The sequence below is a fragment of the Rhizobium aouanii genome, assembly GCF_037002925.1.
Lineage (GTDB): Bacteria > Pseudomonadota > Alphaproteobacteria > Rhizobiales > Rhizobiaceae > Rhizobium > Rhizobium aouanii.
Genome location: NZ_JBAMYD010000009.1, coordinates 172,811 through 195,353, shown reverse-complemented (window position 1 = coordinate 195,353; position 22,543 = coordinate 172,811). Strand labels below are relative to the sequence as shown.

The following is a 22,543-nucleotide window of genomic DNA, read 5'->3' as shown; positions in this document are numbered from 1 at the left end:
TGTGAGTTCCCGGACGCGCTTTAAAAGGTGAGTTGTACCTTGCAGGCAGCTGCGCGATCGCCGGCGAGCGTGAAGGCTGCGGTGGCGTCTGCGAGCGGCAGGCTGTGGCTGATGATCGGCCGCACATCGACCTTGCGGCTGGAGATCAGCTCGACGGCAGTACCGAACTCCTCGTGGAAGCGCTGCGTTCCGTGGAGTTGAAGTTCCTTGCCGACGATGGCGTTGAGAGGGATCGGCACGTCTCCCGTGACGCCAACCTGCACGATTGTCCCACGCGGCCTGATAGCAGCAATCGCGCCGCGGATGGCCGGAGCGGCGGCCGAGCATTCGAAGACGAGATCGAAATAGCCCTTGCCCGCCTCGTATTCCGCAAGCGCAGCGACATCCTTGGAAACGTTGATGGTACGGCTGGCGCCCATCGCTTTGGCCCGGTCCAGCGCCGCATCGGCAAGATCGGTCACCGCGATCTCGCTGGCGCCATGATAGGAGGCGACGGCAACCATCAAGGCGCCGATCGGGCCGGCGCCGGTGACCAGCACGCGTTTGCCTGTGATATCTCCAGCGCGCGATGCCGCGTGCAGGCAGACCGAGAGCGGCTCGCTGCAGGCCGCCTCCGCCGCAGGTGTCGCAGCTCCGACCGCAAAGCATTGCTTGGCCGGCACCACCAGCCATTCCCGGAACATGCCCTGCTCATGCGGCAGGCGCATCGCACTGCCCATGAAGCGCATTTCCAGGCAGTGGATCGGCATGTTTTTCTGACAATATTCGCAATGCCCGCAGGGCTGACTTGGATTGACCGCCACCAGCGTCCCGGCCTTCAGGTCGACCCCCTCGCCCGCTTGGCTGACGGTTCCCGATGCCTCGTGGCCGGGTATGATCGGCTCGCGAACCCGGACCGGCCCGAAGCCGCCATCCTGATAATAGTGCAGGTCGGAGCCGCAAATCCCTGCGGCCGCCATTTTGAGAAGCACCTCGCCGGGACCGGGGGCCGCAACCGCGGCGGTCTCGATCCTGAGATCGCCCTTTTCGTAAAGCCGTGCCACACGTGTCCGCATCTTGCGCTCCTATCTTAGCAGCCCGAGCTGCTGCGGCAGCCACAGCGACACCGCAGGCACGAAGGTGATCAGGATCAGCGCCAGGAAGAGCGGCACCAGCCAGGGCAGGATCGCCATGGTCGTGCGTTCGACGGAGAGTTTTGCCACCCTCGACAGCACGAAAAGCACCATGCCGAGCGGCGGGTGCAACAGGCCGATCATCAGGTTGAGCGTCATGATGAGGCCGAACTGAACCGGATCGATCCCGAATTTCAGGACGATCGGCAGAAGGATCGGCACGAGGATGGTAATGGCGGCGATCGTATCCAGGAAGCAGCCGACGAAGAGCATCAAGAGGTTCACCAGGATGAGGAAAACCCATTTATTGTCGGTGATCGACAGGATCGCATCGGAGAGCAGCTGGGCGGCCTGGCTCACCGTCAGCAGCCATGCAAAGACCGATGCCGCGGTGACGATGAAGAGAACGGATGCCGTCGTCTCGATCGTATCGAAACTTGCCTTGGCGAGCGTCGAGGGCGTCATCGTGCGGTAACGCACCAGACCGAGGAACAGAGACCAGAGGACGGCTGCGACGGCCGCCTCCGTCGGCGTAAACCAGCCCATGGTCATACCGCCGATCAGGATGACGGGCGTCATCAGCGCCATGACGGCGGAGAAGCGGAAATACCAGTCGAGGGCAAGAAGGACGAGAAGAGCAATGCCCGCTGCGGCATTCACTGACACACCGGCACGTATCATCAGATAGATGGCCAGCGGCACCGCCAGGACGACGACGATTTCCATCCCGGCCGACAGCAGCTGCCTCACATCGAACGGCGCGTCCGAGCCCCAGCGCTTCTTATAGGCGAAGGCGGCGACAGTGATCATCATCAGCAACGTCATAACGATGCCGGGCAGGATGCCCGCCATGAAAAGTGCGCCGATCGATACGTTCGCCATCATGCCGTAGATCACGAAAGGCAGCGACGGCGGGAAGATCGGGCCGAGCGTGGCTGACGCCGCCGTCACGCCGACCGCAGCCTCGACCGGATAGCCGTGATCCTTCATCGCCTTGATCTCGATCGTACCGATACCCGCCGCATCGGCGAGCGCCGTGCCGGACATGCCGGAGAAGATGACGGAACCGATAATGTTGACCTGCGCCAGACCGCCCTTCATCCATCCGACGAGAGCCACCGCAAAGGAATAGATGCGGCCGGTGACACCGGCCGAGTTCATCAGGTTGCCGGCGAGGATGAAGAACGGCACGGCAAGCAGCGGGAAGCTTTCGACGCCGGCGATCATGCGCTGGGCGACGATAATGTCCGGCGCGACGCCATAAAGGACGATGTAGAGCACCGATGCGACCGCCATCGAGATGGCAACGGGCACCCCAATCAGCATCAGCACCAGGAACGAACCAAGAAGCAGCAGCATCTGATCAACCCTCGACGGTCTGGAATTCTTCGGGGCGCTCCAAAACGGAGTAGCCGCGGCGCATATTGGCGATGAAGACGATGACAGCGCGGATCAGCATCAGCACGAAGGCGACGAGAACACTGTAGAAGACGATGTTGCGCGGCAGGTCGATGGTAACCATCTGCTCCTCCGCCACGATGTCGACATAGCGCCACATCAGATGGCAGCCATAGGCGAAGAAGCCGATCCGGACGATATCGACGAAGGTTGCAAGCACACGCGCAAGACCTGCGGGCATATAATGATAGAACACATCGACCTGGATATGCCGGGATGTGCGCACGCACATGACGGAACCGAGAAAGACGACGCCGATCAGGCAGTTGATGGCGATCTCTTCGGTCCAGGCGTAGCTGTCGTTCAGCACATAGCGCGTGAAAAACTGCAGGAAGACGCAACCCGCCATCAGCCAGAAGACGATCAGCGTGATCCAGTCCTCAATGGCATAGTCCGAAACGTTTGCGGTCGGCGCATGCCCCTCGAACTCGTGGCCGATTTCTTCAGCGGTGATTTGCGTATGAATTTCTTGCGACATGATCGATCCTGTTCCGGTTCGGAATGAAGGAGCGCAGCGCCTGCAGCAGCCAAAGTGCGACAGCGTGCTTTGCGCGTCCGAAAGACGCGCGGCGCCTTACGGCGCCGCGCCACGGAGTTTACTGGATCGCGCGGATTGCTTCCCAATCGGCCTTTTCGTAGCCGAAATCCTCGAAGTTGACCTTTTCCATCACGGTCTTCTCGAAGTCGGCCTTGTCGACCTCGGTGACATTCAGGCCTTTTTCCTTAAAGGTCGCAATCAGGCTGTTTTCCTTGCCAGCGATCGTCTTGCTTGTGCGCTCGGCCGCCTCCTGCATGACCTCGCCGAAGATCTTCTTGTCCTCATCGGAAAGACTCGCCCACCGTGTCTTCGAGACCACGGTGTTAAGGTGATCGACGATGTGACCGGTGAGGATGATGTTCTTCTGGACTTCGTAGAACTTCTTCGCCTCGATTGTCGTCAGCGGGTTTTCCTGCGCCTCGACCGTGCCGTTCTGCAAGGCGAGATAGACCTCGGCAAAGGCGATCGGCGTCGTGTTGGCGCCGCATGCGCGCGGCATGGCGAGATAGGCGGGAACGTCAGGCACGCGGATCTTCAGGCCCTGCATATCGGCGCATTTGGCGATCGGCTTGTTTGATGTCGTATGGCGCGTGCCGTAATAGCTGACGGCGGTGATGTGGTTACCGGTCTTGTCTTCATAGCCTTTCGCAAGGCGCTTGAAGACATCGCTCTTGGTGTAGGCGATCAGATGATCGGGACCGCGGAAGATATAGGGAAAGTAGGTCACGCCGATCGGCTTGTAGTCGCGGGCCGCAAAGCTCGATCCCGAGATGATCATGTCGACCGTCCCGAGCTTGAGGCCCTGGTTGATGTCTGCTTCCTTGCCGAGCTGCGATGCCGGATAGACCTCGATCTTGTAGCGCCCGTCGGTGCGCTTGTTGATCTCTTCCGCAGCCCATACGGAATCCGTATGGAAGGGCTCGGACGTTTCATAGACATGCGCCCATTTCAGCACTGTCTGAGCTTGCACAATCGCCGTGCTCGCCATGATCGCGGCTGCGGTGCAAAGTATGGTTGCCAGTCTGCTCTTCATTGCTCTCTCCTCCTGAGCTTGGGTTAAGTCTTGATCATTCCTTTCGACGGCCGCTCGTTGCGGCCGCGCTCCTCTTCCCCCGAAAACTCCTCCCCGAAGCTCTCGGAAAACCTTTTCTGCGACATGGTCAGATGCGCGCGCATAGCAGCCTTGGCGCCGCCTGCATCGCCGGCTGCGATCGCGTCGCGGATAGCCCGATGCTCGTCCAATGCCCTGCGCCAGGTCGTCGGCCCCTCGAAGTGGCTGGCAAGCCTTGCAAAATACGGGGTCATGCGCATATCGAACATCTCGCCCGTCACCCGGATCAATGTTGCATTTCCGACGATGGCAGCAATTCCGGTGTGGAAAGCGCGATCAGCGTCAAGCACTGCGATTGCATCGTTGACGACGCCACTCATGCGCGTCAGAGCTTCATCGAGCAGGGCGATATCGTCCGGTTTGGCGCGACCGGCAGCTTCTTCGGCGATGGCGCATTCGATGAGGGCGCGCGCCTGCAGCAGCTCGAAAGGCCCCTCGACAGGCTCCCGTTCGGCGCCTGCGACGGTCGCGGCATTCTGGCGTATCACATAGATCCCGGATCCCATGCGGATGTTGACAAGACCTTCGACCTCCAGGACGATCAGCGCCTCGCGGACGGTCGGACGTGACACCGACAGTTGCTCCGCCAGGTCGCGCTCGGCCGGCAGCCGTTGACCGACAGCGAGCTCGCCGCTTGCGATCATCAAGCGGATCTGATCTGCGACCTGCCGATAAAGGCGGCGTGATTCAACAGGCGAAAACATGATGGCCTCCCCGGCGGACTTCTCCTCAAGCCCCGCAGCTGGTCAACTGGCCTGACCAATTAATCTAGAGGTATCATTCCGCGGGTGGTGCGTCAATGCGCCGCGCAACAAACAAGCGGGCAGGGTTTAACGGGCCGTGTCCAACATCTCGTCCGCCATTTCGACGGAGAGATCAATGCCGGCGCAGACGAAGCCGGCTGCTATCTCGTCTCCGGACGAAACATGTTTGTGATACCAGGGTCGGATTTTTCGCCGTGCGGTTGGCCACCGGGATTGGCCGCTAACTCGCTCGGGAAGATCCAAATTGTTATTGGTCAAGGCGGCGGGAGATCCACGCTCTGACAAGGCCATTTGCCTTTGCCGCCAACTTCGTTGGAAATCGATTAAAGCCATGCGGCGCCGCCGGAAAAACGACACAGTCGGCGTTGCCGTTTTTCTGTTGCCAGTGGAGGCTCATTGACAGGCTGTCATCGATGATCGGATCGAGTGCTCCAGCGATGAACAAAGCGGGTGGAAGGCTGGACAGATCGGCAAACCGGGGGCCGCGAGCTTGACGTCCGGAAAGGCTCGGCGTCAAACGCTGCAGGTTTCGAAGTGCCGATGGTCCATCGATGACAAGGCTTCTTCCCGTTGACTGTCGCAGACTTTCCGAGCCCGTCAGATCAAAGCCGCCGCACATGGAAATGAACCCCGCGACGGATTCCGCCTTGCCGCGTTGGCGCAGATGAAGCAGCGCCTCTGCCGCAAGATGCGCGCCTGACGACTCTCCACCGAGGATGATGCGCTTGACCTGGAGTTCGGGGAGATGGTCGACGAGCCAATCGACTGCCGTCCTGCAGTCGTGCACAGTGACGTCGAGACGATCATCGATGGCATTATGAAAATCGACGGCGGCCACCAGTGTCTGGCAACGCCTTGCGATCGGGCGGGTAGTGCCGTCGTCGAGACGGGCATTGCCCATCACCCAGGCACCACCATGGAAATGGACATAGAGACCATGGCGAATCCCCTTTGGAACGATCAACCTCAAGCCGATCTCCCTGCCGTTGGCAGCGACGACGCGACGGACGGCTTCGCCGCGGCGTATCGGTCCGTCGGGCACGAGCGACTGCGCCGCCTTAGTCATTGTTTGAACGCATCTGGCGTTCCAGCGCCGGTCGACATGATAGCGGGGAAGAAGGCCGAGGAAGGCATTGAACTTTCGGGCGCCGCTTAGTTCTCGCGTGGTGAAGGACAGTGTCCCGTCGCCTGCTTCGTCCCCGATCGTCGCTCCTCTCACTTTGAGGTCAGCCCTTCTATCCTCGTCAGATGCATTCTCAGATCGGGCAAAATCTTCTGCGAGGCGCGCTTCAATGCCCCGTCCGGGCCATTTTTCGAATAATCTGAAAAGAGCGCCACGGCCTCCTGATGCGCGGTCACTTGCGTCGAAAGATAGGCTTGGTCCAGGTTTTGCGGATCGCTTTGCTGCAGCGCTTCGAGCTTCTTCTTGTGCTCGTCATCGAGGCCAGCGGGCAGTTGAACGCCATCTTCCTTGGCGGCGTCCGCCAGAATCGGGCCGGCTCGCCCATGATCTTTCAACATATCGCCGGCGAACTGCTTTGCATCTTCGGCCGCGCCCTTGGCGACTTCGACCTCGGCGGCTTTCAGCTCGAACATGTTTGACATGGCGGCGCGGGTGGCGAACTCCACGGCCTTTTGACGGGCAGCGTCATCGGCAGCAAAGGCGGGCGCTGCAACGAACAAAAGAATGCAAAGATTGAACGTGAGCTTCATCATTGTTCTCCAAATGCGCAGGGCGAAGGCGAGCGACGACTGGTCGCCCGCCCACTTGCCGGCTCAACTCTGCTCGGCTTGTGCGCCGCTATCAGGCTTTGCCGGCCCAAGAACGGGCTTTTGTCCCATGGGCTGCGGCACCATTGTCTTGAAGCTTCCTTTGCCGTCGATCGATTTGCCGTCCGACCATCGTCCCGGAACCGGCTCGCTGCCATCCTGCTGAAACCCGAGATAGGCGTAGCTGAATTCCTGCAACTCCTGCTCCTGAGGGAAGCCGTTGGGGATCGGGAAGACCTTCGTTGGCCCGCCAAGCTCCTCGAGTGCCGCCATCCACTGGTTCTGGTGCATGGTGTCGCGGGCGATGAGGTAGGAAAGCATCTCCTTCATCCCGCGATCATTGGTGAGATTGAACAACCGCGTCGCCAACACGCGACCGGTGGATTCCGCCGCGACATTCGCGGTCATATCGGCTGCGATATTGCCGCTGGCATAGATGTGCGACATGTCGAACGGGACGCCATCCGAATCGACGGGCATCGCCGAAAGACCGGCAGAAAGAAGGTTTTTCATATTCAGTCCGCCGAGAACCGCGCTTGCCACGGGGTCACCCGCAACTTGTTCCTTGACCGAGACAGGCGCGCCTTCGAGGTTTAGCGCCACCGCGGTCGCCAGCATCTCGATATGCCCGAGTTCTTCCGCCGCCGTGTTCATCAACAGGTCGCGAAACTTCGGGTTGCCGCGGGCGCCGCAGGCTTGAAAGAAATATTGCATGGCAACCCTGATCTCGCCTTCGACCCCGCCGATCGCCTGTTGCAGCGCGCGGGCGAAGTGGGGATCGGGGCTTTCGACCCGAACCGGGAACTGCAGCTTTCCGTCCGTGTAAAACATCGATTTCTCCTTCATGAGGGTTGCTCGCCACGTTCGGCGAGTGGACCTGACATCCAGAAGCGGCCCCAACAAGAAATGTGAGAGACGGTTCCCGCCTCTTGGAAATATCCTGGAATTGAAGCTGTTTTCCGGGCTGAGGTCGCGGAACCAGGGCGGTTGATCGCAGTTAGGCATCAACCAACAAGGAGGACCTAAAATGCCAGGAACCGACATTAGGGACATCTTCGTCGCCGGTTTGAAAAATGCCCATGCGATGGAAAACCAAGCGCTTAGCATCATGAAACCGCAGCTCAAACGTATAGAGAATTACCCGGAGGTTGCCCAACGGCTCGACGCGCATATCCGGGAAACCGACGGGCAGATCGTCCGTCTTGAGGAAATCCTTGACAGTCTGAACGAGGACAATTCGACGCTGAAAGATATGGCGCTGTCGTTCACAGGATCCATGGCAGCCCTCGGCCATACGGTTGCAGGCGACGAAATCCTGAAGAATTCCTTCGCCAATTTCGCCTTCGAAAATTACGAGGCGGCAGCTTACAAGTCGCTGTTGGTGATCGCCGAGGCAGGTGGATATGGCGCCGCCGTCACTGGCCTTCAGGCGAATCTGAACGAGGAGCTGACGATGGCCGAATGGCTCAATGACAATCTGGCCGCGGTCACGGCAAAGTTTCTCTCGCTGCGACAGGTGGGCGAGACGGCGAAGGTCTAGGTCCGGCATGGTCAATCAACTTCCTTTGTCCGAGACGGACCTTGCCCCGACGCAGAAATCGGCGGATGGAACAAACGTTATCGCCGCCGATCTCGCCTATCGCACCATGTCGATCGTCAACGTCGTCCTCTATGGCGATCCGATGGGACCGGATCCATGGGTCCTGATCGATACGGGACTTTCGGCCTCGGCCGACAAGATCAAGGCTTGTGCGTCCCTGCGCTTCGGCGACGCGCGACCTGCCGCGATCGTGATGACCCATGCGCATTTCGATCACGCCGGTTCCGTCGAAAGTCTCGCTAGCTTTTGGGAGGTTCCGGTCTTTGCGCATCCGCTGGAAAGGCCATATCTGGAAGGACAGGCGTCCTATCCTCCCGCCGATCCCTTGGCTGGCGGAGGTGCGATGACGTTGCTTTCACCACTTTACCCGCGCTCGCCGGTCGACGTCCGCCCGTGGCTCAAAATCTTGCCCGCCGACCAAACGGTCCCGGGAATGCCGGGATGGAAATGGATCCACACGCCCGGCCATTCGCCAGGCCATATATCGCTGTGGCGCGAAAGCGACCGCACGCTGATTTCAGGCGATGCCATTATCACGACAGGACAGGAATCGGCATATGAGGCGATCGTGCAGACCCCGGAAATGCACGGGCCGCCCCGGTATTTCACGCCCGACTGGGAAGAGGCGGAAAAATCCGTGGCACTTGTCGCTTCGCTGGAGCCGGAGCTTATCATCAGCGGACACGGCCTACCGGTAAAAGGCCAAAATGCCAGGGACAAGCTGCATCGTCTAGCCAAGTCGTTCCGCGACATTGCCGTGCCAAAAGGCGGTCACTACGAGCTTGACCCGGCAAAGCCCGGCAAATCCGGTAACGACGCCTTTCGCTGAAACTGTCGGACCGAAAACGATTGCAGACCGAAACGCCAAGGGCTGGGTCCTGTAACACACAGGATCCAGCCCTTGAATCTTCTCGGTCGATAAACCGTCCCAATTACGGGGTCAGTCCATCCGGCGAGGTTTGCGTGAAGAGGTCGATCAATTGTTGTGGGCTGCGCAGGCTTCGTCCATCGGGGTGGCATTGCTCGTGCCGCCCTGCGTCTGAAGATTGGCAGAGTTATTGACCGGATTGGGGCACTTGACCTTGTCCTGCGTGCCGCTGGTCGTGGAACCAGTTGTGGTGGTATCCGTTGCCATCGGCTTCTGGGTCTTCGTGTCGGTGCCTGCGCCGCCACCCTGGTCGGCCTGGCTCTTATCAATGGTGGCACCTGCGGGGGCGGGATTCGATTGGGCGAAGGCGGATGTGGCCATGCCGATAGCCAAAATTGACGCTGCTACGAGTTTCATACGCATTGTGAAGTCCTCCTTGGGATCCTTGTTGACCCACTCAGAACCTCATTCTTGGATCATTGTTCCGGCTGCAGCCGACAAAATGCACTGCCGCGTCCACAGCCATCGCGCGGGTCAAGGTTGAGGTCTGAAACAGCAAAAGGGACAGCTATGACGCGCAAGGGGAATGGCGACTACTTCGCGTAAAGCGCTCGCGACCGCTCGAGATGCTTGAGCAGCGCCATTTCCGAGCCATCCACGTCGTTTGCTTCAAGGCGGTCGACGATCTCGTCATGTTCGGCGAGCGTGAATTTTTCCTTGCCGGTCCAGATCAGCATTTCGGTATGATATTCCTTCAGCCAGGCAAGCATCGCTTCGCTGACGGCGACGTAGATCGGGTTGCCGGATATCTGCGCGATGCGGGTGTGGAATTCCATGTCCGCGTCGATGAACTCTTCGGCCCGGCCAAGCGACATTCGCTGGCGTTCGATGATGTTCCTGAGGTCCGCGATATCATTTGCCGAGGCCCGCTGCGCGGCTTCCCGCGCCATGCCCCGCTCGAAGAAGATGCGCGCGCTCTTCAGATACTCCAGCGAGTCCGACGATTGCGACAGCATGATCTTGGCGGTGAGATCGACCTGACGGAATATCGATTTTGCCGTCAGCCTGAGGACCTTCGCCCGCTCGCCATGCGAAATGCTGACAAGACCTTTATTGGCAAGGGACTGCATGGCCTCCCTGATCGCCGGCCGGCCGACGCCGAAGCGTTCCATCAGCACGCGCTCGGAGGGCATTTCGTCCCCGGGCTGAAGCTCGCCCGAGGTGATCATTCGCTCAAGTCGATCAAACACTTCGTCAGAAAGTTTCCGGCGGACGATTTGTTCGAGGGGCTGGGTCATCACATCTCGCTGGCTCAAAAAATGTTTCCTCCTAACAGTTTCCGGGTCGAGAACAAAGCTGTCGGCGAAAATTTGCGGATCCAAAGATTCTACTTTTCATAATTTGGAATACTCATTATACCAGATCATGAGTTGACGCCATGGCAATCTGCCTCGCGAGAGGAGCAACCACCAGTTTCATGATGATTACCCTGACCTACCGTATCGAAACGCCCGGCAACGTCGAGGCGATGGCGGAAAAGATCGCGAGCGACCAGTCGACCGGAACCTTCGTGCCCGTCCCCGGCGAGACCGAAGAGCTGAAATCGCGTGTCGCCGCCCGTGTGCTGGCGGTCCGTCCGCTCGAAGGCGCCAGTCATCCGACCTGGCCCGAGGTCGCTCCCGGCACGCTGCTTCATCGCGCCGATGTCGACATCGCCTTTCCACTGGACGCGATCGGGACAGACCTTTCGGCATTGATGACCATTGCAATCGGCGGCGTCTACTCCATCAAGGGCATGACCGGCATCCGCATCGTCGACATGACGCTGCCCGAAGCCTTCAAAAGTGCGCATCCCGGACCGCAGTTCGGCATCCCTGGAAGCCGCCGCCTCGCCGGCGTCGAAGGCCGACCCATCATCGGAACGATCGTCAAGCCGGCGCTTGGTCTCAGACCGCACGAAACGGCGGAACTCGTCGGCGAGCTGATCTCATCCGGCGTCGACTTCATCAAGGATGACGAAAAACTCATGAGCCCGGCCTATTCACCACTCAAGGACCGCGTTGCGGCGATCATGCCGCGCATTCTCGATCACGAGCAAAAGACCGGCAAGAAGGTCATGTATGCCTTCGGCATCTCGCATGCAGACCCAGACGAGATGATGCGTAACCACGACATCGTCGCCAAGGCCGGCGGCAATTGCGCCGTCGTCAACATCAACTCGATCGGCTTCGGCGGCATGAGCTTTCTGCGCAAGCGCTCCAATCTGGTGCTGCACGCGCATCGAAACGGCTGGGACGTGCTGACACGCGACCCGGGCGCCGGCATGGACTTCAGGGTCTACCAGCAGTTCTGGCGGCTGCTCGGGGTCGATCAGTTTCAGATCAACGGTATCAGGGTCAAGTATTGGGAGCCGGACGACAGCTTCGTGTCCTCCTTCAAGGCTGTCAGCACGCCGCTCTTCGACGCCTCCGATTGCCCGCTTCCGGTCGCCGGCTCGGGTCAGTGGGGAGGACAGGCGCCTGAGACCTATCAGCGGACCGGCCGCACCGTCGATCTTCTCTATCTCTGCGGCGGAGGCATCGTCAGCCATCCCGGCGGCCCGGCGGCAGGCGTTCGGGCCGTGCAGCAGGCCTGGCAGGCAGCGGTCTCAGACATCCCGTTGGAGACCTACGCGAAAGATCATCCGGAGCTCGCCGCCTCGATTGCGAAATTCAGCGATGGCAAGGGCGCGTGACAGCGATGGATGGACCTCTCGTCAGCTATTACGGGGACGACTTCACCGGCTCAACCGATGTCATGGAGGCCTTGGCCTCGAACGGTATCCCGACCGTGCTCTTCCTCGACATTCCGACGCCGGAATTGCTCGCGCGCTTTGGGGATTGCCGCGCAATCGGCATTGCCGGGACAAGCCGCAGCGAGACCCCCGCCTGGATGCAAGAGCACCTTTCGCGCGCTTTCGAGTGGCTGTATTCGCTCGGTGCTGACATCTGCCACTACAAGGTCTGCTCGACCTTCGATTCCAGCCCCGACATCGGCAGTATCGGCAAGGCGATCGAAATCGGCCGATCGGTTTTCGGGCAATCCGTCGTGCCCGTCATCGTCGGCGCGCCGCAATTGAAGCGCTACACGGCATTCGGCAATCTCTTTGCCGCTTACCAGGGCCGGATCTTTCGCATCGACCGCCATCCCGTCATGAGCCGCCATCCGGTGACCCCGATGGACGAGGCGGACCTTGCGGTCCACCTGTCGAAACAGACCCGCCTTCCCGTCCTGGTCGCCGATCTCGTCGCCATCACCGCGACGGACGCGGATGCACGTGTCGACGATCTGGCGTCTGCTTCAGAAGGGATACTGCTCATCGATGTCGACTCCGCGGTGACGCAGGAGGCCGCGGGCCGACAACTGCTTCGTGTCACCGGCCGTTCCGGAAGTTTTGTCGCCGGCTCTTCCGGGATCGAATATGCCATGCTCAGTGCTAGGCGGCGGAGCGGCTTCATCGCCAACAGCGGCGCCGAGTTTCCGGATGTCGGCCCGGTCGACCGCCTCGCCGTCGTGTCGGGCAGCGTATCGCCGACGACCGAGCGCCAGATCCGGACGGCTGTCGAGAACGGCTTCGAGAGCATCGCGCTCGATCCGCTTGCACTGGTCTCGGAACATTGCGAAGCCGCGATGGATGCGGCGGTAGAGGCCGGCATCCAGACGCTCAGGCAAGGCAAGAGCGTCATCCTGTACACCGCGCTTGGCCCGTCTGCGGACCGTGGCGCCGACATAGACAGGCTTCCGGGCGCTCGTCACCGGCTCGGGAGCGCGCTCGGCACGATCTTGCGCCGCCTGATCGAGAACGAAGCACTATCACGTGCGGTCGTCGCCGGCGGCGACACATCCAGTCACGCACTCCGGCAGTTGAAGATCGACGCGCTGACGACGCTTCTTCCGCTGCCTCAGACGCCAGGCTCTCCGCTTTGCCTTGCGCATGGCGACTATCAGCCGACCAACGGCCTGCAGATCGCCCTCAAAGGCGGCCAGGTCGGGACTGACGGTTATTTCACGCAGATCCGCGAGGGAAGGAAACACTGATGATTTCCATGATCCGGCTTGGCGGAGAAAAACGTGTGGATCATATAATTTAAGTGATATGGTGATTGACTCATCATACCAGTATATGATCCTATCCAGAAACGGAAAAGGTGAGGAAACATGACTAAGATTGCCCTCTTCGGCGCAGGCGGGAAAATGGGATACCGGCTCGCCAAAAATCTCAACGGCTCGCGTTTCGAGGTCCGCCATGTCGAGGTGAGCGACGCAGGCAAGGCCCGTTTGAAGAATGATCTCGGTGTCGATTGCGTACCCGTCGATGTCGGGCTCGACGGCGCTGAGGTGGTGATCCTTGCCGTGCCGGATACGGCAATCGGCAAGGTCGCGGCAGGCATCGTCGACAAGCTCGCATCAGGTACCATGGTGATCGCGCTGGACGCTGCGGCTCCCTTTGCCGGCCACCTGCCGAAGCGCGATGATCTCACCTACTTCGTCACCCATCCCTGCCATCCGCCGATCTTCAACGACGAGACGGACATGCAGGCGAAAAAGGACCACTTCGGCGGCCTCTTCGCCAAGCAGCATATCGTCTCGGCGCTGATGCAGGGTCCGGAAAGCGCCTACGCGCTCGGCGAGGAAATCGCCAAGCTGATCTGGGCCCCGGTCATGCGCTCGCACCGGGTCACGGTCGATCAGCTTGCGATGCTCGAACCGGGCTTATCGGAAACCGTCTGCGCATCGCTGCTCGTCGTCATGCGACAGGCCATGGACGAATGCGTGGCACGCGGCGTGCCGGAACAGGCCGCCCGCGATTTCCTGCTCGGCCATATGAACGTGCTCGGCGCGGTCATCTTCAAGGAAGTCGACGGCGTGTTTTCGGATGCCTGCAACAAGGCGATCGAGTTCGGCATCCCGGCGCTGATGCGCGACGACTGGAAAAAGGTATTCGAACCGCAGGAGATCGCCGAAAGCATCCGGCGCATCACCTGAACCGGCTTGGGGAGGCAAGCTCTCCCCTCAACCGCCCCAGGGAGAAGGGGCTTCATTCACAACAGGGAGGAAACCATGAAACTGACGCGCAGACTGACACTTGCAGCTTTTGCCGGCGCATTGGCGCTCGGAACAGCTCTTCCGGCCTTTGCGGCCGATCTCATCGCCATCATCACGCCGGCGCATGACAATCCCTTCTTCAAGGCTGAAGCCGTCGGCGCTGAAGCCAAGGCGAAGGAGCTCGGCTACGAAACGCTCGTCATGACGCATGACGACGACGCCAACAAGCAGTCCGAAATGATCGACACGGCGATCGGACGCGGCGCCAAGGCGATCATCCTCGACAATGCCGGAGCTGACGCCTCCGTCGCGGCCGTCAAGAAGGCAAAGGATGCAGGCATCCCCTCCTTCCTGATCGACCGCGAAATCAACGCGACGGGCGTTGCCGTCGCTCAGATCGTCTCGAACAACTACCAGGGCGCCCAGCTCGGGGCGCAGGAATTCGTCAAGCTGATGGGCGAGAAAGGCAATTACGTCGAGCTGGTGGGCAAAGAGTCCGACACCAATGCTGGCATCCGCTCGCAAGGCTATCACGACGTCATCGACGACTATCCGGACCTGAAGTCCGTCGCCAAGCAGTCGGCCAACTGGAGCCAGACGGAAGCCTATTCGAAGATGGAAACCATCCTCCAGGCAAATCCCGACATCAAGGGCGTCATTTCAGGGAATGACACGATGGCCATGGGCGCGATCGCTGCGCTGCAGGCGGCCGGCCGCAAGGAGGTGATCGTCGTCGGCTTCGATGGTTCCAACGACGTGCGCGACTCCATCAAGTCGGGCGGCATCAAGGCAACGGTCCTGCAGCCCGCCTATGCGCAGGCTCAGTTGGCGGTGGAACAGGCCGACGCCTACATCAAGAACAAGACGACGCCAAAGGAAGAGAAGCAGCTGATGGATTGCGTTCTCATCAACGCCGACAATGCCGGCAAGCTCGAAACCTTCGCCCTGACGAACTGATCAGCCGCGAATTGCGGAGGGCGCAGCGCTGCGCCCTCCGCAATGCATTTTGCAAGACGTCGAGGTTTAAAGCATGTTGAGAGTGAAGGGCGCCCTGCTCGCTGCCGTCGTGGCGGCCGCCTTGCCCGGTTGCAAGATCATCAAGACGCCGACGGCTGAGGAAAAGGCGGCGGCAGCGGCCAAGACCGCCTTCGACCCGAATGCAAAGGTCGAGGCGATCTGGCAGTCTGAGGCAGTGCCCTATTTCGAAAAACGCGCCGGCGACCTCAAGGACGTCATGCAATTGGCCGCCTCCAGCCCCGACGCCGCAGGCGAGAAATATGGTAATCCCCGCAAACAGAGCAGCTCGCCATGGACCTATGCGGTGAAGATCACCGGCAAGGTTGTCGCGGCCGATACGGCGTCGCGCGCGGCGACGCTCGATGTCGACGCCGATGGCGACGGCAAGGCCGATGCGAAGGTGCAGATCGGGCCGGCGCTGCGCGGCACGGCGCTCCGCGACACGCTGGAATTCGTCAATTTCAACGAATTCAAGAACCAGATCGAGTGGGCGCAGTTCGGCAAAGCCTTCAACGAGAAGGCCAATACTACCTTTCTCTCTGCCATCCCGCGTGAGGGCCTCGCCGGCAAGACGGTGACCGCGATCGGCGCCTTTCCGTTGCCGAAGAGCGGTGAGCTGCCGCTCATAACGCCTTCGGAACTGAAGGTTAGCCCATGACCGAAGGAGAGGCACAAAATGACGACATCATCCTGCGCCTCGACGACGTGTCCAAGGTCTATTCGGGCATCGTCGCCGTCAAGCGCGCCAATCTCGAGCTGCGCCGCGGCGCGGTGAACGTCCTTGTCGGCGAAAACGGTGCAGGCAAGTCGACGTTGATGAAGATCATCGCCGGTGTCGAGCGTCCGACGCTCGGCCGCATCATCCTCGATGGCAAGCCCGTATCCTTCGACAGCCCGGCGCACGCGCAGGCGAATGGCATCGGCATGATCTTCCAGGAGCTCAATCTCTTCGCCAACATGTCGGTCGCCGAGAACATCTTCGCCAGGCGCGAAATCACCCGCGGCATCCTCGGCATCGACCACAAGGCACAGGTTCAAAAGGCCAATGCGTTTCTGAAGCGTCTGGATGCCGGGATCGAGGCGGATACGATGGTCGAGGATTTGCCGATCGGCCAGCAGCAGCTCGTCGAGATCGCCAAGGCGATGTCGTTGAATGCCCGTATCCTGATCATGGATGAGCCGACGTCGGCGCTTTCGGCAGCCGAGGTCGAGATCCTGTTCAAGGTGATCGCGGAACTGAAGGCCCAGGGTGTGGCAATCGTCTATATCTCGCATCGGCTCGAAGAGCTGATGCGGATCGGCGATTACATCACGGTGCTGCGTGACGGTCAGGTCACCGGCGAGGCGATGGTCCGCGACATCGACACGCGCTGGATCGTGCGCTCGATGATCGGCTCGGATGCCAAGGATTTTGCGAAGTCCGTGGACCACGCCGTCGGAGCCGAAGTCTTTCGCGCCGAGAACATCAGCCTGCCGCGGCCGACGGGCGGGCTTTCGGTCAACGATGTCTCCTTGTCGGTCAAGGCGGGCGAAATCCTCGGCATCTACGGCCTGATGGGTGCCGGGCGCAGCGAATTCTTCGAATGCGTGATCGGCCGTCACACACACTCGACCGGCAAGATCTTCATCGACGGCAAGCAGGTTCGCGCCCGCGACACCACCCGGCGCATCCGCCGCGGCCTTGCACTCATTCCGGAAGACCGGCAGCGGGAAGGCCTGGTCCAGGTGCTTTCCATCGCCTCCAACCTGACGCTGGCGAGCCTTGGGCGCTTCACCCGGCTCTTCCATATCGACAGGGGGGCTGAGAAGAGTGCCATTCGCGATGCAATCCGCGATCTCTCGATCAAGGCGCCGAACCCGGATTTCGAGGTGACCTCGATGTCGGGCGGCAACCAGCAGAAGGTCGTTATCGGTAAGGCCTTGATGACCAATCCGAAGGTGCTTCTGATGGACGAGCCGAGCCGCGGCATCGATGTCGGCGCCAAGGCCGATGTGTTTCGAACCATGCGGCGGCTGGCGGCAAACGGGCTCGCCATTCTGTTTTCGACTTCCGACCTCGAAGAGGTCATGGCGCTTTCCGATCGCATCGCGGTCTTGAGCAACGGCCAGTTGGTCGCCGTCTTCGACCGGAACGAGGCCACGGAAGAAGCCATTATCGCGGCTTCGGCCAAGGGACACGGACATCAAGGGAAACTCGCGTCATGATGGCGACTACATCAACCACTCTCGCTCCGAAGGGCACCAACGGCTCGGCGCTTCTGACGCTGATGAAGCTCAGGACGTTCATCGCGCTATTTGCCGTGATCATCTTCTTTGCGATTTTCGCCCCGAACTTCACCTCGACGGCGAACATGATCCTGATGTCGAAACATGTAGCGCTGAACGCCTTCCTGGCGATGGGCATGACCTTCGTCATCATCACAGGCGGCATCGATCTCTCGGTCGGATCAATCGTTGGGCTTTGCGGCATGGTCGCCGGTGGCCTGATCCTTTACGGCATCGAGTTGCCGATCGGCTATACGATCTTTTTCAACCTCTTCGAGATCGTGCTGATCACCCTGTCGATCGGCCTGCTCATCGGTCTGATCAACGGCCTGCTGATCACCAAGCTCAACGTTGCGCCCTTCATCGCCACGCTCGGCACACTCTATATCGCCCGCGGTCTCGCTTTACTGTCGTCGGACGGCCAGACCTTTCCGAATCTTGTCGGCCGGCCTGAATATGCCACGACCGGCTTCGATTTCTTCGGCGCCGGACGCATTCTCGGTCTGCCGGTGTCGATCTGGATTCTGATCGTGCTTGCGCTGCTGGCAGCCTATGTCGCGCGCTCGACACCGATCGGCCGTCACATCTTCGCCGTCGGCGGCAATGAACGGGCTGCGCGCATGTCCGGTATCCGGGTCGATGTCGTGAAGATCTTCGTCTACATGTTCTCCGGACTTTGCGCCGCCATCGTCGGCGTCGTTATCTCCTCCGAGCTGATGGCAGCCCACCCGGCGACCGGCGAAAGCTTCGAACTCAATGCGATCGCCGCAGCCGTGCTCGGCGGCACCTCGATGTCGGGCGGCCGCGGCACGATTGGCGGCACGATTATCGGCGCCTTCGTCATCGGCATCCTCTCCGACGGATTGGTGATGATGGGCGTCTCCTCTTTCTGGCAGATGGTCATCAAGGGCCTCGTCATCATCATCGCCGTCGTGGTCGACCAGGCGCAGCGCCGCCTGCAGCAGCGCGTCACCCTCATGCAGATGGCAAAGGCAGGCTGATATGACGGAATTGAAAGGGGCTTTGATCGGCTGCGGTTTCTTTGCGATCAACCAGATGCATGCCTGGAATGACGTTCGGGGCGCAGGCATCGTCGCAATCTGCGATCGTGACCCGGAGCGGCTGAAGATCGTCGGCGACCAGTTCGGCATCGACCGCCGCTATGGCGATGCCGAGGCTTTGTTCGCCGATGGCGGTTTTGATTTCGTCGACATTGCCACAACGGTCCAAAGCCATCGCGTTCTCGTCGAAATGGCGGCTCGGAACAAGGTGCCGGCCATCTGCCAGAAGCCGTTCGCCAAGACCTTGTCGGACGCGAAGGCGATGGTCGAGGCGTGCCGCAATGCCGGTATCCCGTTGATGGTGCACGAGAACTTTCGCTGGCAGACGCCGATGCAGGCGGTGCGCAAGGCGCTGGACGCGGATGCGATCGGCACCCCCTTCTGGGGCCGTTTCTCCTTCCGTTCGGCTTACGACGTCTTCTCCGGCCAGCCCTATCTGGCCGAAGGTGAGCGCTTCATCATCGAAGACCTCGGCATCCATACGCTCGATATCGCCCGTTATATCCTTGGTGACGTTCGCTCGGTCACGGCCCGCACCAAGCGGGTCAATCCCAGAATCAAGGGCGAGGATGTCGCGACCATTCTGCTCGATCATGAAAACGGCGCCACGTCGGTCGTCGATGTCAGCTACGCCACCAGGCTTTCCAGGGAGCCGTTCCCCGAGACCTTGATCGAGCTCGACGGTTCGGAGGGCACGATCCGGCTAACCCAGCGTTACGGCCTCGAAATCACCAACGCCAAGGGCACCACCACCACGGACGTGTCTCCGAAGCTGCTGGCATGGGCCTCGCGGCCCTGGCACAACATCCAGGAAAGTGTCTACGCGATCCAGCAGCATTGGGTCGATCAGTTGGAGCGCGGCGCCGAGCATTCGACCTCAGGGGCCGACAATCTGAAAACTTTTGCGCTCGTCGAGGCCGCGTATGACAGTGCCGCCAAGGGACAGACGATCGATATCGGAGCGATGCTGCGATGACGGTTGATGCGTTCCAGCTCTACGGCACTCGCCTCGTCGATCCGCCGCCAGTTCGCCTGAGAGCCGGAAAACTGGAAGCCGATCTCGCCAACGGCAACCTCCGCACGATCCGTTACGATGGAACGGAGGTGCTCAGGGCGATTTCCTATCTCGTTCGCGACCGGGACTGGGGGACGTACAGCCCTGAAATCGCCGATCTCAGGATCGAGCAGAGTGACGATCGTTTCGAGGTCGCTTATCGGGCCTGCTGCGTGGGGCCGGATGATACGAAGCTCATCATCGATGTTCGCATCGTCGGAAGTCCGGACCGGCTCGACTTCGAGGCCGAAGCCATCGCCCCGACCGGCTTCGAGACCAACCGCTGCGGTTTCTGCATCCTGCATCCGATCGTCGGCGCGGCAGGTTCACCGGCGACGGTCGAGCATGTCGACGGGCAGATCGTGGCGACACGGTTTCCCGATCTCATCGAGCCCTGGCAGCCGTTCAAGAACATGCGCGCCATCACCCACGAGGTTATGCCTGACGTTCAGGCGGAATGCCGGATGGAGGGCGACACGTTTGAAATGGAAGATCAAAGGAACTGGTCGGACGCATCCTACAAGACCTATGTCAGGCCGCTCGCTCTTCCCTGGCCGTATGAAATTCCCGCCAATCGGCCCGTTCGGCAGAAAACGTCGCTGGTCATCGGGGACGCACGCGGTTCGACACGGCCTCCTCCTGGGATGTCGGGCGGCGCCATAAAACTCGAACCCGGGGCGCGAACCGGCACCATGCCTGATATCGGCGTGATCATTACGCCCGAAGAGGCCGATGCGACGCTGTCGGCAAAGTCCGTCCTGACGGAAATCGCTCCCCAGGAACTCCTCTTCCATTTCGACCCCGGCGTCGGGCACGGCGTCGACGCGTTCAGGCGGTTCGCAGCAATCGCGACGGTCCATCGCGGCCGCTCGACGCTGGAGATCGCCCTTCCCTGCAAATCGTCGCCGTCAAGCGAGGCGGCCGAGATCGCCCGCCAGATGAGGCTGGCGGAATTCCGGCCGGATGCGATCATGATCTCGCCATCCGTCGACCGGCAATCGACGCCGCCCGGAAGCAAATGGCCGGAATGCCCGCCCCTGGATGAAGTCTATACAGCTGCCCGCGCCGCCTTTCCCGGCATTCGCATCGGCGGCGGTGTGCTGAGCTATTTCACTGAACTAAACCGCAAGCGCGTGCCGGCCGGGAAGATCGACTTTGTCAGCCACTGCACCAATCCGATCGTGCATGCCGCCGACGATCTCAGCGTCATGCAGACATTGGAATCGCTGCCCTTCATCACGCGGTCGGTGCGTGCGATCTACGGCGACAAGCCCTACCGGATCGGCCCATCGACGATCCCGATGCGGCAGAACCCCTATGGCAGCCGCACGATGGACAATCCGGTGGGCGCACGCATCCCCATGGCCAACCGCGACCCGCGCCACAATGGACGTTTCGCCGAGGCCTTCGCGCTTGGTTACGCGATACGGGTGCTGGATGCCGATCTGGAATGCCTGACGCTCTCGGCCTTGTCAGGCCCGTTCGGTTTGATCGCCGGTCCGGCCGAACCGACCGAGCAAGGCGGGCGGCGCCCGCTGTTCAACACCGTGCGGACATTGTCGCGATTGGCTGGCGCATCCTGGCAGGAATGCGTCTCCTCCTCACCCTCCGAGGTCCTGTCTTTCGTTGCACGGAATGCCGCAGGCGCCAGGCTTCACATCGTCAATCTGACGGGCGAAGAACGAAAGGTCGATTGCGGCGCATGCCGGGCGGCAGATGCGGGCAAAGAGTTGCTGCTCGCGCCGTTTGCGACCGCAGCCCTCCCGCTGGCGGATTGACCTTCGGCGGTGCAACCGCATTTATGCAGGCGGAGCTCGCAATGGGAGGATCAGCATGAAGACGAAGAAGCTTATCAATTCGGGCGCAGATGCCGTCGATGAGATGCTGCAAGGCATTCTGGCGGCGCATCCGCGCCATCTGTACGCCGTGGAGAACATGCCCCGCGCAATCATTGCCAGAAACGGGCCCCGCAAGGGCAAGGTCGGCTTGGTCATCGGCGGCGGATCGGGGCACGAACCGACATTTCTGGGGTTTGTCGGCAAGGGGCTGGCGGACGCGGCCGCAATCGGCAACGTCTTCGCGTCGCCGCCGCCCGATCCGATCATCGCCTGCGCCATGGCGGTCGACGGCGGCGCCGGTGTCCTGTTCATGTATGGCAATTATGCCGGCGACGTGATGAACTTCGACATGGCCGCCGAGATGCTTGCGCTTGACGAGATCGAAGTGCGCACCGTGCTCACCACGGATGACGTGGCATCCGCCCCTGCCGATCAGCGGGACAGGCGACGAGGCGTGGCGGGCAACGTCTTCATCTTCAAGGCGGCCGGCGCAGCCTGCGATCTTCTCTACTCGTTTGACGATGTCGAGCGTGTCGCTCGCCATGCCAATGCGCGAACCTATACGATGGGTGTGGCGCTCTCGCCCTGTTCGCTGCCCCAGACCCTCCGGCCGAACTTCCTGATCGGCGAAGGGGAGATGGAGATCGGAATGGGAATCCATGGGGAGCCTGGCGTGGCGCGCGAGCCGCTGAAGCCGGCCGACGAGGTGACCGACGAACTCATGGACAGCATTCTTCGCGAAATGAAAGCAGCCCGCGGCGATCGTGTCGCGGTGCTTGTCAATTCGCTGGGCTCGACCCCGATGATGGAACTTTACATCATGATGCGGCGCGTGAAGTCCCGGCTCGACGATGCCGGGCTCATCCTCCATACGTCGCTCGTCGGAAACTACTGCACGTCGCTCGAAATGACCGGCGCGTCGATCACGGTCATGCATCTTGACGACGAGCTTCAGCGATTGATCGACCACCCCTGTGATTGCGCGATGTTTGCGAGGTGATC

The 22,543-nt window shown here is 60.9% G+C and carries 22 protein-coding genes; 12 read left to right on the top strand and 10 right to left on the bottom strand.

The genetic code is table 11. The annotated features are described in order from the left end of the window. Nucleotides 1-20 precede the first annotated feature (20 nt). The 8 genes from V8P77_RS17640 to V8P77_RS17605 all read right to left on the bottom strand — a co-directional run bounded on the left by V8P77_RS17640 (nucleotide 21) and on the right by V8P77_RS17605 (nucleotide 7,584). Entirely contained in the window at nucleotides 21-1,055 is a 1,035-nt protein-coding gene (locus V8P77_RS17640) for an L-idonate 5-dehydrogenase (RefSeq protein ID WP_335913590.1), read from the bottom strand. A 9-nt stretch (nucleotides 1,056-1,064) separates the two neighbouring features. Continuing rightward, nucleotides 1,065-2,471 (bottom strand): TRAP transporter large permease, encoded by a 1,407-nt coding sequence (locus tag V8P77_RS17635; protein ID WP_221952777.1) that lies wholly within the window; start codon nucleotides 2,469-2,471, stop codon nucleotides 1,065-1,067. Nucleotides 2,472-2,475: 4 nt separating this feature from the next. Next, nucleotides 2,476-3,048, bottom strand: coding sequence for a TRAP transporter small permease (locus tag V8P77_RS17630; RefSeq protein WP_335913589.1), 573 nt, complete (start codon nucleotides 3,046-3,048; stop codon nucleotides 2,476-2,478). A gap of 118 nt (nucleotides 3,049-3,166) precedes the next feature. Next, nucleotides 3,167-4,141 carry a sialic acid TRAP transporter substrate-binding protein SiaP gene (locus tag V8P77_RS17625; protein ID WP_077980542.1) on the bottom strand — a complete coding sequence of 325 codons (975 nt, stop codon included), beginning with the start codon at nucleotides 4,139-4,141 and terminating at the stop codon, nucleotides 3,167-3,169. A 23-nt stretch (nucleotides 4,142-4,164) separates the two neighbouring features. Further along, nucleotides 4,165-4,923 carry a FadR/GntR family transcriptional regulator gene (locus V8P77_RS17620; RefSeq protein WP_168285437.1) on the bottom strand — a complete coding sequence of 253 codons (759 nt, stop codon included), beginning with the start codon at nucleotides 4,921-4,923 and terminating at the stop codon, nucleotides 4,165-4,167. 307 nt (nucleotides 4,924-5,230) lie between these two features. Beyond that, nucleotides 5,231-6,049: an alpha/beta hydrolase gene (locus V8P77_RS17615; protein ID WP_335913588.1), complete on the bottom strand. Its 819-nt coding sequence runs from the start codon at nucleotides 6,047-6,049 to the stop codon at nucleotides 5,231-5,233. 149 nt (nucleotides 6,050-6,198) lie between these two features. Next, a complete protein-coding gene (locus V8P77_RS17610; protein ID WP_335913587.1) occupies nucleotides 6,199-6,696 on the bottom strand; it encodes a DUF4142 domain-containing protein in 498 nt (165 codons plus the stop codon). 63 nt (nucleotides 6,697-6,759) lie between these two features. Further along, nucleotides 6,760-7,584, bottom strand: coding sequence for a manganese catalase family protein (locus V8P77_RS17605; RefSeq protein ID WP_221966643.1), 825 nt, complete (start codon nucleotides 7,582-7,584; stop codon nucleotides 6,760-6,762). 196 nt (nucleotides 7,585-7,780) lie between these two features. Here V8P77_RS17605 and V8P77_RS17600 point away from each other — a divergent pair, with 196 nt between their 5' ends. Both V8P77_RS17600 and V8P77_RS17595 read left to right on the top strand, forming a co-directional pair. Continuing rightward, nucleotides 7,781-8,293, top strand: coding sequence for a ferritin-like domain-containing protein (locus V8P77_RS17600; protein WP_335913586.1), 513 nt, complete (start codon nucleotides 7,781-7,783; stop codon nucleotides 8,291-8,293). A gap of 7 nt (nucleotides 8,294-8,300) precedes the next feature. Then, nucleotides 8,301-9,182 carry an MBL fold metallo-hydrolase gene (locus tag V8P77_RS17595; protein WP_335913585.1) on the top strand — a complete coding sequence of 294 codons (882 nt, stop codon included), beginning with the start codon at nucleotides 8,301-8,303 and terminating at the stop codon, nucleotides 9,180-9,182. A 147-nt stretch (nucleotides 9,183-9,329) separates the two neighbouring features. Here the strand turns inward: V8P77_RS17595 and V8P77_RS17590 are convergent, their stop codons facing one another. Then, the gene (locus tag V8P77_RS17590) at nucleotides 9,330-9,644 is read right to left on the bottom strand and encodes a hypothetical protein (protein WP_335913584.1); all 315 of its coding nucleotides are present in this window, start codon (nucleotides 9,642-9,644) and stop codon (nucleotides 9,330-9,332) included. Between the two features lie 170 nt (nucleotides 9,645-9,814). Further along, nucleotides 9,815-10,519, bottom strand: coding sequence for a transcriptional regulator NanR (locus tag V8P77_RS17585; protein WP_335913663.1), 705 nt, complete (start codon nucleotides 10,517-10,519; stop codon nucleotides 9,815-9,817). 140 nt (nucleotides 10,520-10,659) lie between these two features. On the opposite strand from V8P77_RS17585, the gene oiaX reads away from it, so the two are divergent. From oiaX to V8P77_RS17535, 10 genes are all read left to right on the top strand, one after another. Next, on the top strand, nucleotides 10,660-11,955 hold the full coding sequence (gene oiaX / locus V8P77_RS17580; RefSeq protein ID WP_335913583.1) for a 3-oxo-isoapionate-4-phosphate decarboxylase OiaX: 1,296 nt from the start codon (nucleotides 10,660-10,662) through the stop codon (nucleotides 11,953-11,955). Between the two features lie 5 nt (nucleotides 11,956-11,960). Further along, nucleotides 11,961-13,298 (top strand): four-carbon acid sugar kinase family protein, encoded by a 1,338-nt coding sequence (locus V8P77_RS17575; protein ID WP_335913662.1) that lies wholly within the window; start codon nucleotides 11,961-11,963, stop codon nucleotides 13,296-13,298. Between the two features lie 120 nt (nucleotides 13,299-13,418). Continuing rightward, nucleotides 13,419-14,246, top strand: a complete 828-nt coding sequence (locus V8P77_RS17570) for a phosphogluconate dehydrogenase C-terminal domain-containing protein (protein ID WP_017957298.1) — start codon at nucleotides 13,419-13,421, stop codon at nucleotides 14,244-14,246. A gap of 75 nt (nucleotides 14,247-14,321) precedes the next feature. Next, complete coding sequence (locus V8P77_RS17565; protein ID WP_335913582.1) at nucleotides 14,322-15,263, top strand: D-ribose ABC transporter substrate-binding protein; 942 nt, start codon at nucleotides 14,322-14,324, stop codon at nucleotides 15,261-15,263. A gap of 73 nt (nucleotides 15,264-15,336) precedes the next feature. Continuing rightward, nucleotides 15,337-15,981, top strand: a complete 645-nt coding sequence (locus tag V8P77_RS17560; protein WP_335913581.1) for a DUF2291 family protein — start codon at nucleotides 15,337-15,339, stop codon at nucleotides 15,979-15,981. Continuing rightward, complete coding sequence (locus V8P77_RS17555; protein WP_335913580.1) at nucleotides 15,978-17,528, top strand: sugar ABC transporter ATP-binding protein; 1,551 nt, start codon at nucleotides 15,978-15,980, stop codon at nucleotides 17,526-17,528. The genes V8P77_RS17560 and V8P77_RS17555 overlap by 4 nt, the downstream gene beginning before the upstream one ends. Continuing rightward, nucleotides 17,525-18,589, top strand: a complete 1,065-nt coding sequence (locus V8P77_RS17550) for an ABC transporter permease (protein ID WP_335913579.1) — start codon at nucleotides 17,525-17,527, stop codon at nucleotides 18,587-18,589. Before V8P77_RS17555 ends, V8P77_RS17550 begins: the two co-directional genes overlap by 4 nt. Before the next feature lies 1 nt (nucleotide 18,590). Next, the gene (locus V8P77_RS17545; protein WP_335913578.1) at nucleotides 18,591-19,625 is read left to right on the top strand and encodes a Gfo/Idh/MocA family protein; all 1,035 of its coding nucleotides are present in this window, start codon (nucleotides 18,591-18,593) and stop codon (nucleotides 19,623-19,625) included. Continuing rightward, nucleotides 19,622-21,481 (top strand): D-apionate lactonase, encoded by a 1,860-nt coding sequence (gene apnL / locus V8P77_RS17540; protein WP_335913577.1) that lies wholly within the window; start codon nucleotides 19,622-19,624, stop codon nucleotides 21,479-21,481. The genes V8P77_RS17545 and apnL overlap by 4 nt, the downstream gene beginning before the upstream one ends. Before the next feature lie 55 nt (nucleotides 21,482-21,536). Continuing rightward, a complete protein-coding gene (locus V8P77_RS17535) occupies nucleotides 21,537-22,541 on the top strand; it encodes a dihydroxyacetone kinase subunit DhaK (RefSeq protein ID WP_335913576.1) in 1,005 nt (334 codons plus the stop codon). Nucleotides 22,542-22,543: the final 2 nt, after the last annotated feature.